The organism is Ottowia thiooxydans DSM 14619 (assembly GCF_000422885.1).
Taxonomy (GTDB): domain Bacteria; phylum Pseudomonadota; class Gammaproteobacteria; order Burkholderiales; family Burkholderiaceae_C; genus Ottowia; species Ottowia thiooxydans.
Window position 1 is genome coordinate 76,889 of sequence record NZ_AUGX01000016.1, and the last position, 18,736, is coordinate 95,624.

Below are 18,736 nucleotides of genomic sequence, written 5' to 3' on the forward strand. Positions count from 1 at the left end.
ACGCACCCAACGCACAATGCTTTCCGATACGCATTCGTAGCCGATATGCCCCCGATCCGTTCCTCAGACGTTGGTGATCGATACTGCGCGAGTGTTCAGGTAAGCGTCGACGGCCTCTGGGCCACCTTCAGAGCCGTAGCCCGAATCCTTGATACCCCCGAAGGGCAGTTCGGCCGACGGCAGCGCCAACTGGTTGACCCAGAGCATGCCTACTTCGACGCGACGCGCCAGGAGGTCGGCGTTCTTCAGTGAATGAGTGAAGGCGTAGCCGGCAAGGCCGTAGGGAAGTCGGTTCGCCTCGATAATCGCGTCTTCGAGCGTGTTGAATTTGCGGATGGCTGCTATCGGGCCGAAGGGTTCGTCGTTGAAGACCTTGGCATCGATCGGCACGTTGGCCAGGACGGTGGGCTGGAAGAAGTTGCCCGAGTCACCGATACGTGCGCCGCCGGACAGCAACTCGGCCCCGCGCTCGATTGCGTCCTTGGCGAATTCATTTATGGCAGTAAGGCGACGCGGGTTGGCCAGCGGGCCCATCTGTGTGCCTTGTGTGAGGCCATCACCCACCTTGAGCGCCGACGCCTGCTTGGCCAGTGCGGCGCCGAATTCGTTAGCAATGCTCTCGTGCACCAGGAAGCGTGTGGGTGAGATGCAGATCTGCCCTGCGTTGCGGAACTTGGCCGCGCCTGCGGCCTTGACAGCCAGCGCGATGTCGGCGTCTTCGGCAACGATCACCGGAGCATGGCCGCCGAGTTCCATGCTCACGCGCTTCATGTGCTGGCCCGCAAGTGCGGCCAACTGCTTGCCCACTGGTGTGGACCCGGTGAAGGTGACTTTGCGGATGATCGGGTGGGGGATCAGATAGCTTGAGATTTCAGCTGGATCACCAAAGACGAGGCCCAACACACCGGGCGGCAAGCCTGAATCGGCGAACGCCTGGATCAGGCCAGCAGGTCCAGCCGGGGTTTCTTCAGGTGCCTTGACCAGTATCGAGCATCCAGCGCTCAGAGCCGCCGCCACTTTCCGGACCACTTGGTTGATGGGGAAGTTCCACGGCGTGAAGGCGACGACCGGTCCGACCGGATCCTTTAGCACCATCTGGCGGATGGCGAGGTTGAAGCGCGAGGGAACGATGCGGCCGTAAACGCGAAAACCCTCGTCGGCGAACCATTCGATGATGTCGGCAGCGGCCATGGCCTCGCCTTTGCTTTCGGCGAGCGGCTTGCCCTGCTCCTGTGTGATCAAGCGGCCGATGGTTTCGGCGCGCTTGCGCAGCAGGCCTGCGGCCTTGCGCATGATTTGGCTGCGGGCTGAGGCGGTCATGTCGCGCCAGGTTTCGAACCCCTTCTGTGCGGCAACCAGAGCGAGGTCGAGGTCGGCCTTGCTGGCATGTGCGACGTGGCCGAGTTCCTTGCCGGTGGACGGATTGACTACGGCAATCGTCTTGCCGCTAGCGGCGTCTAGCCACTTGCCGTCGATGAAGAGTTGCGTGTTGGAATAGGTCATGTGTGTCTTCAAGCTGATGGCAAGGTGATTAAGTCTCGGCTGTCGATTCACGGCGTTGCGAATTGATGTCGAGGTTTGTCAAGTGACTGCAAAACCCAAGCGAGACTCTGGTTTAACGACGGGCCTCATTGGAGAACTCAAACTCGTTTGAGAATCGCTGTAACGCGTTGCCTCACGCGGACGTGCTTTGTCATTTCCAGAGCTACGCTGCGTTCATGAGGTGGCGGCCGATCACAAGCTGCTGAATTTGCGTTGTCCCCTCATAGAGACGAAGCAGACGCACGTCGCGGTAAAAACGTTCAACCTTGTACTCATTGATGTAGCCAGCCCCACCGTGAACCTGGACGCCCCTATCCGCCACGCGTCCGACCATCTCGGTAGTAAACATCTTCGCGCAGGAAGCTTCCATACTGACGTTAGCGTCAAAGGTACCCGTTGGTTTTTTGTCGTAGCGGCGCGCGACCGACTGAACCATTGACCATCCTGCTATCAACTCCGCTTGGCTGTCTGCAAGCATCGCCTGCACAAGCTGAAAATCACCAATGCGCTGGCCAAACTGACGACGCTGTTTTGCATAGGCAATGCTCTCATCAAGAATTCGTCGTGCCATTCCGCAGGCCAGTGCAGATACATGTAGGCGTCCGCGATCCAGCACCTTCATCGCCGTCTTGAATCCGTGCCCCGGTGTGCCGCCTATGACGTTCCCGCTCGGAACACGTACTTGATCCAGAAGCACGTCACAGGTCTTTGTACCGCGTTGCCCCATCTTTTGGTCGGGCTTTCCCAAGGAAATTCCGGGCAGATCTGCAGGGACAATGAAGGCAGATATCCCACCGGGCCCTGGACCGTCAGTACGAGCCATGAGCGTAAAAGCCCCTGCACGCGGAGCATTGGTAATGAATCGCTTTGAACCAGTGAGGACATAGTCATCACCTACCTTTTCGGCGCGTGTCTTGATTGAGGCAGCGTCGGATCCAGAATCTGGTTCGGTCAGTGCGAAAGAGACGATCAGATCACCACTTGCGATACGCGAGAGATACGTTCTCTTCTGCTCTTCAGTACCGTCCATCAGGATGCCCTGGGACCCGATCCCCACATTCGTGCCGATCACAGAACGAAAGGCAAGCGCAGTTTGGCCCAGCTCAAATGCGATCTCGCATTCCTGCGCCATTGTCAGCCCAATGCCACCATACTCATCTGGGATCGAAAGGCCGAAGAGCCCCAGCTCCTTCATGTCTGAAACGATGTCATCCGGTACGACATCATGTTCTTCAACTGTGTCTTCTGCTGGCATGAGGCGTTCTCTAACGAATCGCGTGACGCTATCCTTCAAAATCACAAACGTTTCTTTATCAACTGACATTCTTTATCCCGTTCGGATAGGTTTCGAACTGTCCTGGTCTTCACCGACTCTTCCCTGTGTGGTGAACTAGGGCGTGTTCACACTAGATTTGCCCCCGCGTGAGGTTCTGGCGAGCCGCAATCAAGGCGCAAACCGCAGCCGGGTTGGACACCCGGGGAGGGTTTGGAACGCCGAGTGCGGCTTGCTAGAGCCTCACCCTTCGGGCCGGGGTTTGCCGGGCAGCATTGCCGCGTTGCGCCTCTTGCCAAGGATCGCACCTTGGCGGCACGGCGTGCCTCGCACTGCAACCCGGCAAACCCCGGCGCGGGGGTGAATTTAGTGTGAACACGCGCTAGATAACGCCCTTAGTCTTCAGCTGCGCCAAATCATCTGCTGTAAGTCCGAGCTCGGAGCCGTACACTTCAGCGTTGTCTGCTCCCTTAGACCTCCCCGCAAATCGGACTTTTCCCGCTGTTGCTGAGAAACGTGCAAGTACGTTTGGCAAGAGCGCTTCTCCAAGCTCATCGTCTGCGATCCGAACGAACGCCTGCCGGCTTTTCAGTTGCTCATCTTCAAGGAGCTGCTCTGCGTCGTAAAGAGGTGCATGCGCGACTTTATGAGCCTCAAGTGCCGCAATGGCCACTTGGTAGGACGTGCGGTTGAACCACTCCTGAAGAACTTGTTCGATTGCGTCGACGTTCGCGAGCCGATCTCTGTTAGTGAGGAAGCGAGGATCTGCGGTGAGGCCAGGCATGTCCATCGCAGAAGCCAAACTGGCAAAGGTACTGTCATTACCCACCGTCACCGAGATCCACAAGCCATCGGCAGTCTTCCACGCGCCTCGTGGAGCGAGGTGGTTGACTCTGTTTCCCTGCCGCTGCATGGAGGTTCCAGTGACGCTGCGTGTCAACGACTGAATGCCCAGAACAGCAAGAAGCGGCTCAACCAAAGCGAGATCGATCTCCTGGCCCTCACCCGTTCTTTCGCGATGGAATAGAGCCATCATTACCGAGAATGCCCCGGCAATGGCGCCAATGTTGTCGCCCAGTGCAAGCGGGGGCAGCAGAGGCGGTCGATCGGGATAGCCAATGAGATGGGCCATGCCGCTCATTGCCTCGGCTAACGTGCCATAACCGGGACGGCCGGAGTATGGCCCCGTCTGACCAAACGCCGTCACATGCAGCATGATGAGATTCGGCCTAATCTTGCGCAGCGACTCGTAATCGACGTTGAAACGCTTTAGCGTTCCTGGCCTGAAGTTCTCGACAACGACATCCGCTTCGGAAACCAGCTTCCGGAAAATTTCTTGTCCTTCTGCGTGGTGTAAATCCAGCGTGACGTTTCGCTTGTTCCGGTTCACCAGCTTGGACCAGAGTGAAATTTCGTTATGCACCGGCTCAAAGAATCTAGCTTGATCTCCATCCGGATGCTCGATTTTCAGAACCTCTGCCCCGAAGTCAGAAAGATAGGCAGCCGCAGCAGGACCGGCAAATACCGTCGAGCAGTCGACGATCTTGATACCCTGAAGCAACATGGGAGGAAGACCATGCTGATTCTTGCTCACGTCTTTGTGATCATTTGTCATTAGATCTCACTCCGCCTTGATGTTCGAATCTCGGATCAATGTCTCCCACTGATCTAGCTCCCGGCGTATGCGTTCCTGCAAGCTGCTACTGGATTCAACAGCTTGTGGAACTTCAACGCCAAGGGTGGCGAGGCGTTCAACGACATCGCCTCGCCGAAGAACTTGCGAAATCGCGGTCTGAAGCTTGACAACTGATTCCTTAGGCGTTCCTGCCGGGGCAAGCACGGCGTACCAGGTCACTGCCTCGTATCCCTTCAAGCCTTGTTCAGCCACAGTCGGCGTATTCGGCAGGAGTGGTGATCGTTTCGTTGATGTCACCGCAATCGGACGCACACGGTTTCCCTTGATGAAAGGGAGGGCTGGAGCCATTGTTGACATCACCAGTTGAGTTTGGCCGGCAATCAAATCGGTAAGCGCCGGGCCGCTGCCCTTGTAGGGTACATGGACCATCTGGAATTTGCCCATGCTCTTGATGAGTTCGCCTGATAGATGCGGACCTGTTCCCGTGCCCCCACTGCCGTAAGAAAGCTTTTCGGGGTTTGCTTGCGCGAATGTAATGATTTCCGGAACGGTGCTTGATGAAAAACCGGAATTGGTTAATAGGACGTTGGGGGAGGTGCCGACGAGCGCAATGGGAACAAAGTCCATCACCGGGTTGTACTTGGCATTTGCAGGGGTCAACTTGGGCCCGATGGTCAGCTCCGCAGATGTTCCCATCAGAAGCGTGTATCCATCCGGCAACGCCCTCGCGACGAAGTCTGCACCTAGCATGGCGCCGGCGCCTGGCTTGTTCTCAACCAGTACGGTTTGCTTTAGCGCTTGCGATAGATTCTCGGCCACCAAGCGGCCAACAATATCTGTTCCGCCGCCAGGCGCAAAGGGAACGATGAGCTTGACGGGTCTTTCCGGATATTGAGCCCATGCCGAGAACGACATGCTCAAGGTCCCTAGAACCAGACTCATTGAGAGTAAACGACGCTTCATTAATTAGTCTCCTGGAATGTCGAGCTACGGCTCGATCAGCGACAAGTCTCCTTTCGTGAGCTGGTAGGCGACATACCTGACAGCAGGTATTCACGCCCCCATTTGCCAGGGATATAACATCTTCTCGCACTGCGAGATCTCCTTCAAGTTCTAACTCGGTCGTCGAGGACGAAGGGTCAATGAAATCGGGAAGCAGAGCCATCGCAAACGGGAATGCCTTGACACGTTTGCCCAAATTGAGAAAGTGAGAATGGAGACATGCAGAAGGAAGATCGCGGTGCATCAAGAAGATTTGATTTCCTGACACTGCAGATGTTTGTGACCGTGTGCGATGCAGGGTCAATACAGCGTGCCGCTGAGCGTAAGTTCATTGCTGCATCGGCGGTTAGCAAGCGAATTGCGGATCTCGAGGTTGCACTGAATGCACACCTCCTTTACCGGCATGCACGCGGGGTTACCCCGACCGCTGCAGGGATCACCCTGCTTCATCACGCGCGCGCGCTCCTCTTCAAGTTAGACAGAATGCAGAGCGAGCTAAGCGATTACTCCGTCGGGATCAAGGGACATGTCAGACTTCACGCAAACATCTCAGCCATTCTCCAATTTCTTCCCGAGGACATATCTGGATTCCTTCGCCGGAGTGCTGGTATACGAGTGGGACTGGAACAGCAGGTAAGCTCGCACATCATCCGTAACGTTCAAGTGGGAGAGGCTGACATTGGTATCTGCAATCCGCAAGTGAACATGTCGGATCTGCAGCGTCGTCCTTATCGCGAAGACCACTTGGTGCTCGCGGTTCCTAAGCATCATCCATTGGCACCGATGTCCGGCGTGCGCTTCTCAGAGACCTTAGATGAGGATCACATAGGACTCCCGCATGACAGCGCACTCTATCTCGGAATGAGGCGAGCCTCCGCAGAGACAGGAAAAGCCATGAAGGTTCGCATCCATGTCAATGGTCTGGATGCAATGTGCCGAATGATCATCAACGGTCTTGGCGTCGGTGTACTACCCAACCGGGCGTTCGAACTGCTTGGCGCCGCAGGGGATCTCGTGGCTGTCCCGCTACTTGACGAGTGGGCAAATCGTACTTTGTACCTTGTCGCCCGAGATTTCGAAAATCTTCCTGTTGCCGCCAGGCTGTTTGCGGCGCACCTGCTGGCAGGGAAGAGCGCCGCCACCACTAACAGTTAGCCCTTGACCGTCCGTTTACCTGTGCTCATCCGAGCCTCGATGAGTACGGGCCCATCGGTCATTAGTGCATGCTCTAGTGCGTCCGAGAATTCTTCAGCTGTCGATGCTGAGAGTGCCTTCACACCCATCCCACGCGCGAGAGCTATCCAGTCCAGCGAGGGATTCGCTAGCGAGAACATAGAGGCGCCACGTTCACCCAAGGGACCGAGGCCATGTCGTTTGATCTCATAGTCCAAGATGGCGTACCTGTCATTTTTGAAGATGACGTTCACCACTTTTGCGCGCTCCCGCGCTTGGGTCCAAAGGGACTGGACGGTGTACATGGCTCCTCCGTCCCCGTGGAACACGAAGACCTGCGATTTCGGCATGCCGATAGCTGCACCCGTACCCGCAGGGAGTCCCTGTCCAATTGAACCGCCCGTCAGGTTCAACCAAACATGTCGGGGTGCTCCCCTCATCGCATCATCGGCACCGACCGAGCTAACGCCCGCCTCGTCAGAAATGATTGAATTTTCCGGCATCAATCGATTTACAGCGCTCCAAACAGCCTTTGGAGTCAACGGCCCGATGGCGGAACCTGATTTACTCGGCTCCGCCACACGCGGGGAAAAGCCGGAGGGGATCAACGCACACATCGCACGCAGCAAGGAGAGTGGTGACTGTCTTTCAGCAGTAGACTGCACTGCAGTACTTCCTCCGGTCAACTCGCTCGAGCCTTCTGGACTACCGAAGAACGCAACAGGCGGCCGGCTACCGACCAACAGCAAGCGATCAAATCGGGCGAGCTTCTCTGTAGCTGCTTCCTGGAAGTATGGGAGTCGCTCTACATAAGCCACGCCTGCGCCTCGCTCTTGCCGACTGTTGAATGTCTCGGAGAGGGCACTGCATCCTGTCGCTTGTACCAGTATGTCCGCCAATCCGAGCGCTTCAGCTCCAAGGGCTTCACCGCCCAGGAGCATTGCGGAACTTCCCGCTTGAATGAACTTAAGAGCCTCTGTGGCCGATAGAGTTCCCTCGTCATCGTCGTCGCCTGTGCGGCGAGAGGCGAGAGTACTTTGAGACTGGTCTTTCTCGACCGGTGACCACATTACGTCAGCATTCGCCACCACAACCACTGGTCCGCGAGGATGTGCCATTGAAAGCTCAACAGCCCCCTGGATAGTTTGCGCCAGATCATCGCCCGGCTTTATGCTGACTACGGCTTTTGCGGCATAGCCAGCCAGAGCTTGAAGATCACTCTTAAGAGGTGTGTCATATTTCAAATGGCCGCTTGCGTGCTCGCCTACCAAGACCACCATGGGGCTCCGTGCCTTCATCGCGTTGTGAAGGTTTGCCAACCCGTTCGCCAGACCCGGTCCCAGATGCAAAAGAACTGCTGCGGGTTTTCCGGTTGTGCGGGCGAACCCATCGGCCGCCCCTGTAGCAACGCCTTCAAACAGGCAGAGAACCGACCGTGCTTTCGGGTTGTTGTCGATAGCCGACACCAGATGAATTTCCGAGGTTCCCGGGTTGGCAAAGAACGTGTCCACCCCTGCTGCGACAAGCGCGTCTACTACAGTGTTTGCGCCAAAGACGGCATTACTCATGAGATGTCTCCTATTTAGATTCAGACATCTTTCCTTCCCGCGGCGCGAACGTCTGTCCCCGAAATCAGGTATCTCGTTGCTTGGCGAGAAGTAGCTCAAATGATGTGATGTAGCCAGCAACCGCGCTTGCGGCTACTGTGGACGGGCTGGCCAGCCAGACTTTCCCTGGACCAGAGCGACCCGGGAAGTTTCTGTTTATCGCGCTAATCGTGACATCTTCTGCAGACAGCGATTGCCCGGGACCACAGTTGGCGCATGCGCCGCATCCCGGTAGGATAATTTCTGCGCCAATTTCACGGAACGCATCGGTATAACCTCGAGCTTCACAATAGGCTCGAACGTCAGACGTTCCGAATTGCAGATAGAGACGGACATTCGAGGGGATTTTCCGCCCAGTTTTCAGCGCCCACTCAAAGACTTCGTAGTAACGATCAAAGTCTTCTTGTTTACCTCCGGTACAGGATCCTCCATATGCGATTGTGATCGGCAAGGGAGGTTCAGCGAGTCCATCAACAGGTATCCCGTTCCCAGGATCCCCGGGCTGCGCGAGCATCGGCCGGAGGGATGAGCCGTCAATCGTGATCGTACTTCGATACTGCGCCCCGTCATCGCTTGACATCCACGGTTCGATTTGAAAGTCGATACCTCGGCGTTCGCGTAGGAATTGGACCGTCTTGGCGTCCGGCGCGACGATTCCAGTGAAACCTCCCAACTCGGCCACCATATTGGTAAGGGTTGCGCGCTCATCGACGCTCATGGCCTGAACAGCATCTCCGCAATACTCGAAGACCGCACCGATTGCCCCTCCATTTTTCACCTCGTCCAATCTCAGCAGATGCAGCACCACGTCTTTTGCCATGACACCAGGAGTGAGTTTCCCAAGAACTTCAACGCGCACCGTATCTGGAACCTTACAGCGTGCGTAGCCCGTGATCCAGCTGTTGGCAACTTCTGTCGCCCCCACACCGAAAGCGAGGCAGCCGAGTGCGCCTGAATGAGGTGTATGAGAATCCGTCCCGACAACGACCTCACCCGGTAACGCATACTTCTCGGTCATCAGCGCGTGGCAGATACCGTCCGCGCCTGCTTCATTCAGCAATGCTCCATGCCGACGCACCGGATACATTTTGGCGAACTCATCGTGCCCACGGGTCAGGTCTCTGACGCCTTGGAGGAGTCCGCCTTTGACATGCGGCACGCTTTGCGGCGCAAGCACCAAATGATCCTGGAACGCGATTACCGTTGACGGATCATGCAGAGGGGCAGGCAGGCCGAAATCACGATGCATGAAATGTGCAGCCATGCCCGTGAAGTAGTCATGGCTGAACCTCCAGTTGCATCGCACAAAAACGCCAGAGCCACGCTCGACTTTTGGCGTCACGGGGTGACGATTTCGCAGCAGAATTTTCTCGACGAGAGTTCTCGCAGACTGCCTACTCTCACGCGGTTCTGAGTCTGTGGAGTTCCAATCCACAGTTTTGCTGAATTGCAGTAGTCCGCCTGCCCGGATGATCTGTTGAGTGAGTGGGTCTCTGCCAATCAGGAATTCCTCGATTGGAATGGTTTCACCTGCAGCGATCCTGTCTAACAAGCCAAAGTCCGTACTGGTTAGAAGCCCCAGGTTGTCGCAGTTCTGTTGATAGATCCGCTCGAAGCTTTCGGCGATCACCAAACGGATCCCTGAATAAATTTCAGCCAAGGGACTGGACTCCCGCGAAGAGCCCTTGCCATATCGCTTACCGGCTACGGTGATCGCAAATCCAGCATGCCGGACAGCATCGACGCTGACGGGCTTTATGCCTTCGATTTCAAGGCCGACGTAAGGAAATTTCCCAAGCCGTTCATCGTGAGTCATCATGACCGTAACAGGCGTAATCTCATCGGTTGATACATTGTCTCGGAGCACGCCTGCACTAGTTCGCGCGAAAGTCTCGCCACCAAGCTGGCGCCTCATGACGTCAAGACTTCGTGAGAGAAACAGCGGTCGGCCTGAAATTTTTACGTTATCCATGGTGTAACTGTCCTTTGACTCCGAGCCTAACTCCCCCGCAGCGCCGTCCCATCTCCTTTTGATATGCCTCCTCTCTTCATCCGTGCATAGCTATGGAACCACGGGGGCAGTCATCTCACAATCAGATGGGTCCGAGCTCAAATCTAATTAGCATCTCTGGATGCCAAGAACTCTTTACGACAAGCTTTGGGACACACATGTGGTCACCATTGGTGCAGATGGCGTGAGCCTTTTGTACATCGATCGCCATCTGATTAACGAGGTTTCAAGCCCACAGGCATTTGAAGCACTGCGCGAGGCTGGGCGAAGCCCCTGGCGTGCCGGAACATGCCTTGCAGTCGTCGACCACAACGTCCCTACGACTGATCGCCGGGCTGGTATCTCGGATCCCTTGGCGCGTGAGCAGGTGGCCGCGCTCGAGAGTAACTCCCGACAGTTCGGCATTCGGTACTTTGGTGCGTTAGACGTACGCCAGGGGATCGAGCATGTCATTGGCCCCGAACAAGGGGCGACATTGCCGGGCATGACGGTTGTCTGCGGCGACTCCCACACATCGACTCATGGCGCCTTTGCCTGCCTTGCCCATGGGATAGGTACATCCGAGGTTGAGCACGTACTGGCAACACAGACACTCGTAACCAAGAAGATGAAAAGCATGGTCGTCCGCCTCGATGGCGAACTAGGCTTAGGCGTTACGCCAAAGGATGTCATCCTCGCACTGATCGGGAAGATCGGTGCCGATGGCGCAAGCGGTTACGCGATTGAATACGCCGGTAGCACGATTGACGCCATGTCGATGGAAGGTCGCATGACAGTGTGCAACATGTCCATCGAGGCTGGGGCTCGAGCAGGGATGATCGCCGTCGACCAAACTACCTTGGACTATGTGAAGGGCAGGCCACTATCACCAAAAGGATCACTTTGGGATCTGGCGGAGGACTACTGGCGCAGCCTGTACTCCGACCCTGATGCGCGCTTTGATGCTGTCGTTGAGCTGAAAGCGTCTGAGATCGAGCCGCAGGTAACCTGGGGGACCTCACCGGAGATGGTGATTTCTGTTGGTGGTTCCGTCCCAGATCCAGAGCTAATCGAACACCCAGTAAAGCGCCAGGACATGATTCGGGCGCTGAGCTATATGGGTCTTCAGCCCAATACGCCCATCACCAGCATCAAGCTGGACAAGATATTCATTGGCTCATGCACGAACTCCCGCATCGAGGATCTGCGGGCGGCTGCAAAGATCGTAGCGGGGAAGAAGAAGTCGAGCAACATTCAACTGGCCATGGTGGTTCCTGGCTCTGGACTTGTGAAGTCTCAAGCCGAAGCGGAGGGACTCGACCAGGTATTCCTCGATGCGGGCTTTGAATGGCGCGAGCCAGGCTGTTCTATGTGCATGGCGATGAATGCAGATCGACTCTCACCAGGCGAGCGCTGTGCCTCAACGTCGAATCGCAACTTCGAAGGGCGCCAGGGCACCGGTGGCCGCACTCATCTTGTCAGTCCCGCTATGGCCGCTGCTGCGGCCATAGCTGGCCATTTTGTCGATGTTCGGCAACTACCGTAGGCCTCGCCATGCAAGAGTTCAAAATCCACGTCGGCTCCGTTGTACCTCTCGATAGAGCGAATGTTGACACCGACGCAATCATCCCCAAGCAATTCCTCACATCTATTCGACGTGTAGGTTTTGGACAGAATCTCTTTGACGAGTGGCGCTACGAAGATCGCGGCGAGCCAGGTCAAGATTGCGAAACACGTCCTATTCGCCCTGGGTTTGTTCTCAACTTGTCGCGCTATCGTGGCTCATCAATTCTTCTCACAAGAGCGAACTTCGGATGCGGCTCCTCACGTGAACACGCCGCATGGGCACTGCTCCAGTTCGGTTTTCGCGTTATCGTAGCCCCGAGTTTTGGGGACATCTTCCACCAGAATGCACTAAAGAATGGGCTGCTCCTGGTCCAATTGCCTGAGCGCGACATCGAGGAGCTTTTCCAGCTGTCTCTAGGATCCGATTCCGCATTGGAGATGACGGTCGATCTTGACGCTCAAACCGTTCAAATCGGTGGCTCGGAAAACTCGAGTCCACTCCATTTTCATGTTGATCCATCGCGCAAGAAGTGCCTGCTGTTGGGGCTCGATGATGTTGCGGTGACGCTGAGCGAGATGGAAAAAATCAGTGATTTCGAACAGCACCATTGGAGCAGGTTTCCATGGCTTCAAGAAGAGACGACTGCACTGCCCGCATGAAGCTTGCACTACTCATATACCTGAATTCGGGGATCGCGAGGAGCTGAAGCTGTTGCAACACTCCTCCCATCACCTAAACAAGGAGCATAAGTGATGGAAACAAATTCGATTCAACCCCGCCGTTGCATGCTGCTGGTACCAGGCTCCAGTTTGCGCATGATCGAGAAAGCTGCGGCTTCTGATGCGGATGTCATCATGATCGATCTCGACGACGCAGTCGTCTACGACGATGTCTCGAAGACGGGCGCTCAAAAGACGTTGATCGAGTCCATGAAAACGATTGACTTCGGCCAGAGGCAGGTAGTTGTACGCATAAACTCAACGGATATGCCTTGGTGGCAAGACGATATTCGGGCATGCGTTACTGCCGGAATTGGGACAATTGTTCCGCCCAAATGCGATACCCCCGAAGATCTGATGAAGATCGTCCGCTTTCTGGAGTCCATTGACGGCGCTGAAGAAATGCGCATGTGGCCGATGATCGAAACCACAGGCGCCATCATCCATTGCGAGCGGATCGCCGCCGAAGTGCCCAGGCTGACGGGTATGTGCTTTGGCATTGGTGACTACACCGTGGCCGTTGGGGCGCATTTTGTTGACATTCCGGACCGTGTTCTCTATCCGCTAAGTAAGCTGGTATGCGTAGCCCGTTACCACGGGCTCGTTGCACTCGCTCCGGCGGTGGCATTCTCCAACATGAATCGGGATTCGATCATCGAAGAATGGGGAGCATTCTTGCGTCGACTTGGCTTTGACGGCGCTCTCGTTGTCCATCCCAAGCACGTTGCCACGATCAATAAGATCTTTACACCATCTCGTGAGGAGATAGATGCGGCTTTGGAGATGCGGGATGCCATCGCCGAAGCACGCGCGTCCAACAAAGCCGCGGTGATCATTGGAGGAAAGTTGATCGAGAAGGTCAATATCGACCTCGCGCTGCGCACCCTCTACATCGCTGAGCGACTCGGCTTGCTTGACGGCCAGCCGGTCTAGGCTCCCCACTAACGCTCACAAGCAGGAACCAAGCCCCATGAGCTCTTCATCGGCAGCCCCTCCATTGTTGGAGCGCCGCGGTCAAGCGAACCGGCTAGAGGAGCTCCTTGACAGGAGTTCATCAGGTCAAGCTTGCTTTGTGAGCTTGGTCGCAGAGGCTGGTGCTGGAAAGTCCCGACTGCTGGAGGCGCTGCAAAGCTCGCGTGGCGAGAATGTAGTTTTTATGATCGGCCGGGCATTTCAGGCAACATCAACGACACCCTATTCAGTTTGGGTGGATGCACTGGAGCCATACCTCCGACAGCTCTCACGTAGGGAATTGCTGCATCTACTTGGCAACTGCTCTGACCTGCCACGCCTTTTCCCTTCGTGCAGCCACCTTCAGGTGGATCTTCCTTCCTTGCCCAGCGGGGATATGGGGCTGGAGCAAACGCGAGTATTCGGGCAGATTGGCTCGATGTTGGCGCGTATGTCACGGGATCGCCTTGTCGTTGTAGCGTTGGACAATCTGCAATGGGCCGACGCGAGCTCGATTGAGCTTCTGCATTCTGTTGTTCGGGCATCGACTGATGCCAAGTTGTTGATCATCGGTCTGCTACGTGATGACGACCTGCTAATTGAGTCACCCCTGAGTACCTGCCTGCGTTCTCTCGGCCAACTTGGTTTGGAAGAACGTTTGACTATCCCTCCCTTGTCCTTGGAAGCCACGTCCGAAATTCTTGCGGAAGAGACCGGACAGCAATGGCCGCGGGAGGATGTGATCAATCTTCACCGCTTAACTCAGGGAAATGCACTGTTCGTTCATGAGTTTGGGCGCCACGCTGCGGCCAAGAAGAAGAGTGCTCCACTTTCTCAGATATCTTTCGAAGATCTGCCAAGTTCGGTTCAGGCGCTTCTAAGTGAGCGCCTCCGTGAACTGGACGAGGACTCTCGTCGCGTTCTCGCTTTCGCGTCCGCATTCGAAGCGCCGATTAGCTACGAATTGCTGCAGGCATTAACGGCTTACTCAGAGGAGCGGCTCCTGGACGCGCTGGATCGGCTGTGTTTCCTCAGGTTCCTCACCGAAGCTGTACATGAAAGCTCGACTCAGTATGAGTTTCACAAGCCTTTGGTTCAGGCCACGGTCTACAGGAGCATGGGCATCGCTCGGCGCCAGTTCCTCCACCGATTGATCGCGGAGGAAGCAATCAGATCTGGACGGTTGGACTCGGCCACGATTGCACGTCATCTGATTGCTGGCGCAAGGACCAATGACAGTACGGCAGCATTGCCATATCTGATTCAAGCATCGCAGGATGCCGTCCGGTCGTTTGGCAATCACGAAGCCGTCTCCTTGTTGAAGAACGCGTTGAAGCTCATGATCTGGGATGAGCAGACAAAGGTTCAGCGGGCTCAGCTTCTTCTCATGCTTGGCGAATCGCACAAGCGACTTGGCCACTTCGATGACGCAGTAGGCGCTTGGACGGAGGCGCTTCCGTCAGCGACATCTTGCCTGTCTGCGACTCTTCATCGGTCCATAGCCCGGACGCACTGGCAGGCCGGTCGCGAGAGCGCCGCCATTGTTACCATCGAGAACGGTATTGCGTGCCTGGCTGATGCGGAGTTCACTGAGGAGGCAGCCTTTCTTCGGCAGGAGTATGCACTCGCTCTGGCACGCCAGGGCAGGCTCCGGGAAGCGCGCATCGAAGCAGCATTGGCCCTTTCTCTTTGTGACGAAGAACGTCATCCGGAGGTGGTTGCGCGTATTTATATCGTGATGGGTCTTATTCGCGGTTATGCCGGTGACTTGCGCGCGGCCATGCAGTCCGTCAACAAAGCCATTAATCTCTGTGAGGATCTGGCTTATCCTGGAGCCGCTTTTCTCGCTCACTACACGCTTGCTGGTCTGCTTCGATATGAAGGCGACTTTTCTGTTTTCGAGCAACAGTGTGAAGCATGCATGAAGATTGCCGATCGCATGCACTCCGTGGCATTGGCTTCCTGGCCCCTCTCCATGTGCGTCGAGCGTTACACACTAGAAGGAAGAATACGCGAGGCAATTGAAAAAGGGGAACGGGCACTTTCCCTGGACCGCTCTACCAGTCAAGGTGCGGTGCTGCCTAGAACACATTCATTTCTCGCCATAGCCTATCGTTTGTCGGGTGATGTAGCAAAGGCCAAAGCGCACTTAAAAGAGTCCAGCCAATTGGTCTCATCGCTTGATAAACGAGAGTTACGCGTGGTTGCTGTCCACACCTATTGCCAAGCCTACGTTGAGTTTCTTGAAGGTAACTTCGAGTTGTGTCTTTCGCTTATTGACAGTCTGACAAGCTCGAGAGCGGGGGAGGGTGCTATTGCGTTCTACGCCTTGCATCCGTACTCCCTGCCGCTAGCCGCGGAAGCAGCGGCTCGACTGGGAAGAATCGAAACGGCAAACGAATTACTTCAACAACTTTACGACCTACGCCGCAGCGGAACCTCATCGTGTGAAGGTTCGATCATGCTTGTCATGGCACTGCTGAAGGCGGCAGCGTCTGATTACCGAGGCGCCTGCACCGAGATTCAAAAAGCGATAACCGTGTGGGAATCAAAAACTCGCCCATTCGAGACTGCGCGTGCAAGAGTAGAGCTGGCGGGTTGGCTGGAAAATCAAGAGAAGTTGGAACAAGCAGTCGACCAACTCAATGCTGCCGGGATGGTCTATACACGCATCGGTGCGTCAAGAGAAGCAGCATCTGTCGCTCAGAAGCTTCGAAAGCTGGGTCGGCGCCCACTGTTTGGGCAACAACGCCATTCTTCTGGTCAACCTATCAGTCAACGCGAAGAGGAGGTGGTTTCGCTTGTGGCTCTTGGAAAATCGAACAAAGAGATTGCTGCGGCATTGTTTCTAAGTGAGCTGACCGTCGAAACTCACATGAAGAACATACTGAGGAAGTTGAGCCTGAAGTCGCGAGCACAGGTCGCCACATACGCCGCGACTCAGCATAGCGCAGGAAATCTTGCAGGAGCTCGAGTTCTCTCCTTTGAAGCTGCGCAGATAAGGCGAGCCTGAGGCAGAGGATGGGAGTCTTCCTCGGCATGAAGCAAAAACTAATGTATGCCTGGATCGGAGCAGTGATGCACGCCGGGAAATCTGGTCACGCGAGCTTTGCTCACACGGTAACCTTACACGGTTTGCCGGGGTGCTACCTCTACCTTGGGCCTATTTTTCACGGGAAGCGCAAAGAAAAAGGGTTAGCAGATAAGTACCTGCTAACCCTTCTAATGCTTGGCGGAGAGGGTGGGACAAATGTGCCCAACCTCAAAAACCTTTGTAAATCAACTACTTAGGCGGTAGCGGTGTCTAAAATTTTGCTACTAGCAGTGCTACCAGTAGCCGCGAATAGCGCTTATACCACGGCTTTTAAGCTGTTTTGGGGGGTGTTTCGGCGGCTACATTCGAAGGAGCGGCAGGGATTCGAAACTTCTCAATGTCAGCGCCCGCAGCGATGACCCACGAGGGCTTACGCCCTCTACCACCTGCCCAGGTCTCCCCGGTCGTGGGATTGCGGTATTTGGCTTCTGCCGTGGGCTTTGCCGCTTCGCCCTCTTTGGCTTTGTTGGCTGTGCGTGGCTTGCGCTTGGGCTTTGTCTGCTCGAACAAGTCAGCGGCGGTAAAGCCGTAATCAGCAATTTGTTTTTTAAGCTCTGCGCGCTTTGCGTCGCGATTTGCGGCGCGCAATGCGGACAATTGCGCTTCAATGTCTTGTAGCGCTGCAATGCGCTTAGCGTGTTCCGCTTCCAATTTCTCCAATTGTGCCGTGCTAGTGTCAGCCATGATGCCTCCGAATTGAGGCAATCAATGTATCACACAATTGCAATCAAGAAAAGTCTAATTCTAGGCCTGGAATTAGGTCTGAATAGTCTTCTTGTGCTTGTGGCGCAGGCTTCGGTGCTGGGTGCATGTAGCTGTAAGTCGTGGCGCGGTACTCTGCAATTGCGAAGGTGCAATGGCTGTGAATTTTTGCGCAGAGTTTTTCTTTTTCTTCGTCGGTGAAGCTTGATTTAATTAGTTTTGCAAGCGTTTTAGCGTGCTTGAATTTAATTTGCTCAACATCGGCTTTGATGGTTTCATCGCACATCCGCAAAACCATGCGTTGAGTTGTGCCGGGGCGTGCTGCTTCGTTGCGTGCGGCTCTAAGTATGAAAGCTAAGCCCGCCCGAGGATTTGCGGGACTGGTTGCAATCATGTGTTGAGGTTGAGGGTAAGAAATTAGAAGGCGCTGAGGGTCTACTTTTGCGATACCCTCGGGCTTTTTCCACTCTGAGGGACAAGGAATTCCGAGTTTTTTCGCTAATTGGCCTACGTTCCAACGGTCACGGCCTTGAATTGCACGGGCTGCGCGTATCCAATCGGCTGAGGCTTGTTTGTCGCCTTTTGCGCTGCCGTCCAGCAACTGAAATAGATTTTTTAAGTCACTTTTGCTTTTGTCTTTTGTGTCATAAGCGGCCAGTTCTTTTGCGACATAGCCTATATCAAACTTGCCCTCCGGTTTAATGTCAACCCCGTGACTATTGCAACTTAAACCGAATTTTTTTAACGCTGCTTTCCAGTGTTTCAAGACTATTTTTTGAAATTCTTCTAGGTCTGAGCTGGGGGCGTATGTAAAGAAATCATGAATATGAACATGAATCCCATTGGAGCCTACGGGGGATTCCATACATTGTACGCGGCCAAGGCTACCAATTTTTAAAAAGCTGCGACGCATAGCAACGTTAAAAACAGCCAAGGCTGAATAGAAATTAGCTACGTGCAATGCCCAATCACAATCGCGGCGATGTTTTGCCGTTAGCGTCAATAAGCCAATACACAAATTTTTTGCTTTGGCGGCGGGTGCAAATGCGTTATCAGACCAATCACGCAGGGTAGCAGCTTTATAGCTTGCGCAATGCGGGCATAGATGTGCGTTGCCACATTGGGCGGCATCGTGCATGCGGGCAACGTTTACGATTTGCGTAATGTATTTGCCGTTAATTTTTTCCTTGATGGCCTTTTTTTCGACAATGACAAAAGCTGTTTCAGGGTGTTGGCTGTTGTGTGCTTTTGCTCGTTGACAAAGCTTCAAACCATCGCCAAGAATGTTTTTACCCGTTTCTAGAAAATCGCGGGTTAGAAGCTTTGAAGCTTCGTGTTGTCGTATTGCAGTTAAATTGAATTTCATGTGTGCATCCATTTCAGTTTTGCAAAACTGAAATTAAACTTTTACGCCTCACATTTACTTGACAATTAGCGGTTTATTGCTAAAATATATAGTGAAAGAGATTGACGGTAGTGC

At 54.8% G+C, this 18,736-nt stretch carries 13 protein-coding genes; 5 read left to right on the forward strand and 8 right to left on the reverse strand.

Annotation, left to right across the window (positions count from 1 at the left end):
• Positions 1–63: 63 nt before the first annotated feature.
• The 4 genes from G518_RS0115585 to G518_RS0115600 form a co-directional block, all read right to left on the reverse strand.
• Positions 64–1,503 (reverse strand): NAD-dependent succinate-semialdehyde dehydrogenase, encoded by a 1,440-nt coding sequence (locus G518_RS0115585; protein ID WP_028603347.1) that lies wholly within the window; start codon positions 1,501–1,503, stop codon positions 64–66.
• Between the two features lie 202 nt (positions 1,504–1,705).
• Positions 1,706–2,866 carry an acyl-CoA dehydrogenase family protein gene (locus G518_RS0115590; protein WP_028603348.1) on the reverse strand — a complete coding sequence of 387 codons (1,161 nt, stop codon included), beginning with the start codon at positions 2,864–2,866 and terminating at the stop codon, positions 1,706–1,708.
• A gap of 331 nt (positions 2,867–3,197) precedes the next feature.
• Positions 3,198–4,430, reverse strand: coding sequence for a CaiB/BaiF CoA transferase family protein (locus tag G518_RS0115595; protein WP_051236777.1), 1,233 nt, complete (start codon positions 4,428–4,430; stop codon positions 3,198–3,200).
• Positions 4,431–4,436: 6 nt separating this feature from the next.
• On the reverse strand, positions 4,437–5,414 hold the full coding sequence (locus G518_RS0115600) for a Bug family tripartite tricarboxylate transporter substrate binding protein (RefSeq protein ID WP_028603350.1): 978 nt from the start codon (positions 5,412–5,414) through the stop codon (positions 4,437–4,439).
• Positions 5,415–5,672: 258 nt separating this feature from the next.
• On the opposite strand from G518_RS0115600, the gene G518_RS0115605 reads away from it, so the two are divergent.
• Entirely contained in the window at positions 5,673–6,608 is a 936-nt protein-coding gene (locus G518_RS0115605) for a LysR substrate-binding domain-containing protein (protein WP_028603351.1), read from the forward strand.
• Here the strand turns inward: G518_RS0115605 and G518_RS0115610 are convergent.
• A complete protein-coding gene (locus tag G518_RS0115610) occupies positions 6,605–8,194 on the reverse strand; it encodes an acetolactate synthase large subunit (RefSeq protein ID WP_028603352.1) in 1,590 nt (529 codons plus the stop codon). The two genes, G518_RS0115605 and G518_RS0115610, sit on opposite strands and share 4 nt — an antisense overlap.
• A 64-nt stretch (positions 8,195–8,258) precedes the next feature.
• Complete coding sequence (locus G518_RS0115615) at positions 8,259–10,205, reverse strand: aconitase family protein (protein ID WP_028603353.1); 1,947 nt, start codon at positions 10,203–10,205, stop codon at positions 8,259–8,261.
• 160 nt (positions 10,206–10,365) lie between these two features.
• Between G518_RS0115615 and leuC the strand changes: the two genes are divergently transcribed.
• From leuC to G518_RS0115635, 4 genes are all read left to right on the forward strand, one after another.
• Positions 10,366–11,769, forward strand: a complete 1,404-nt coding sequence (gene leuC / locus G518_RS0115620) for a 3-isopropylmalate dehydratase large subunit (protein WP_028603354.1) — start codon at positions 10,366–10,368, stop codon at positions 11,767–11,769.
• Between the two features lie 8 nt (positions 11,770–11,777).
• Complete coding sequence (leuD, locus tag G518_RS0115625; RefSeq protein WP_028603355.1) at positions 11,778–12,449, forward strand: 3-isopropylmalate dehydratase small subunit; 672 nt, start codon at positions 11,778–11,780, stop codon at positions 12,447–12,449.
• A 93-nt stretch (positions 12,450–12,542) separates the two neighbouring features.
• Positions 12,543–13,442 carry an HpcH/HpaI aldolase/citrate lyase family protein gene (locus tag G518_RS0115630; protein ID WP_084651866.1) on the forward strand — a complete coding sequence of 300 codons (900 nt, stop codon included), beginning with the start codon at positions 12,543–12,545 and terminating at the stop codon, positions 13,440–13,442.
• A 37-nt stretch (positions 13,443–13,479) separates the two neighbouring features.
• Entirely contained in the window at positions 13,480–16,473 is a 2,994-nt protein-coding gene (locus tag G518_RS0115635; protein WP_028603357.1) for a helix-turn-helix transcriptional regulator, read from the forward strand.
• 351 nt (positions 16,474–16,824) lie between these two features.
• On the opposite strand, the gene G518_RS35375 is transcribed toward G518_RS0115635, so the two are convergent.
• Together G518_RS35375 and G518_RS0115650 are read right to left on the reverse strand one after the other, a co-directional pair.
• Positions 16,825–17,238, reverse strand: coding sequence for an H-NS histone family protein (locus G518_RS35375; RefSeq protein WP_084651876.1), 414 nt, complete (start codon positions 17,236–17,238; stop codon positions 16,825–16,827).
• A 43-nt stretch (positions 17,239–17,281) separates the two neighbouring features.
• Complete coding sequence (locus G518_RS0115650; RefSeq protein ID WP_156909415.1) at positions 17,282–18,622, reverse strand: hypothetical protein; 1,341 nt, start codon at positions 18,620–18,622, stop codon at positions 17,282–17,284.
• Positions 18,623–18,736: the final 114 nt, after the last annotated feature.

What these genes read in the sequence shown, in the direction of transcription:
- G518_RS0115585 (WP_028603347.1), bottom strand. Translation starts at nt 1,503, where the DNA reads ATGACCTATTCCAACACGCAACTCTTCATCGACGGCAAGTGGCTAGAC.
- G518_RS0115590 (WP_028603348.1), bottom strand. Translation starts at nt 2,866, where the DNA reads ATGTCAGTTGATAAAGAAACGTTTGTGATTTTGAAGGATAGCGTCACG.
- G518_RS0115595 (WP_051236777.1), bottom strand. Translation starts at nt 4,430, where the DNA reads ATGACAAATGATCACAAAGACGTGAGCAAGAATCAGCATGGTCTTCCT.
- G518_RS0115600 (WP_028603350.1), bottom strand. Translation starts at nt 5,414, where the DNA reads ATGAAGCGTCGTTTACTCTCAATGAGTCTGGTTCTAGGGACCTTGAGC.
- G518_RS0115605 (WP_028603351.1), top strand. Translation starts at nt 5,673, where the DNA reads ATGCAGAAGGAAGATCGCGGTGCATCAAGAAGATTTGATTTCCTGACA.
- G518_RS0115610 (WP_028603352.1), bottom strand. Translation starts at nt 8,194, where the DNA reads ATGAGTAATGCCGTCTTTGGCGCAAACACTGTAGTAGACGCGCTTGTC.
- G518_RS0115615 (WP_028603353.1), bottom strand. Translation starts at nt 10,205, where the DNA reads ATGGATAACGTAAAAATTTCAGGCCGACCGCTGTTTCTCTCACGAAGT.
- leuC (WP_028603354.1), top strand. Translation starts at nt 10,366, where the DNA reads ATGCCAAGAACTCTTTACGACAAGCTTTGGGACACACATGTGGTCACC.
- leuD (WP_028603355.1), top strand. Translation starts at nt 11,778, where the DNA reads ATGCAAGAGTTCAAAATCCACGTCGGCTCCGTTGTACCTCTCGATAGA.
- G518_RS0115630 (WP_084651866.1), top strand. Translation starts at nt 12,543, where the DNA reads ATGGAAACAAATTCGATTCAACCCCGCCGTTGCATGCTGCTGGTACCA.
- G518_RS0115635 (WP_028603357.1), top strand. Translation starts at nt 13,480, where the DNA reads ATGAGCTCTTCATCGGCAGCCCCTCCATTGTTGGAGCGCCGCGGTCAA.
- G518_RS35375 (WP_084651876.1), bottom strand. Translation starts at nt 17,238, where the DNA reads ATGGCTGACACTAGCACGGCACAATTGGAGAAATTGGAAGCGGAACAC.
- G518_RS0115650 (WP_156909415.1), bottom strand. Translation starts at nt 18,622, where the DNA reads ATGAAATTCAATTTAACTGCAATACGACAACACGAAGCTTCAAAGCTT.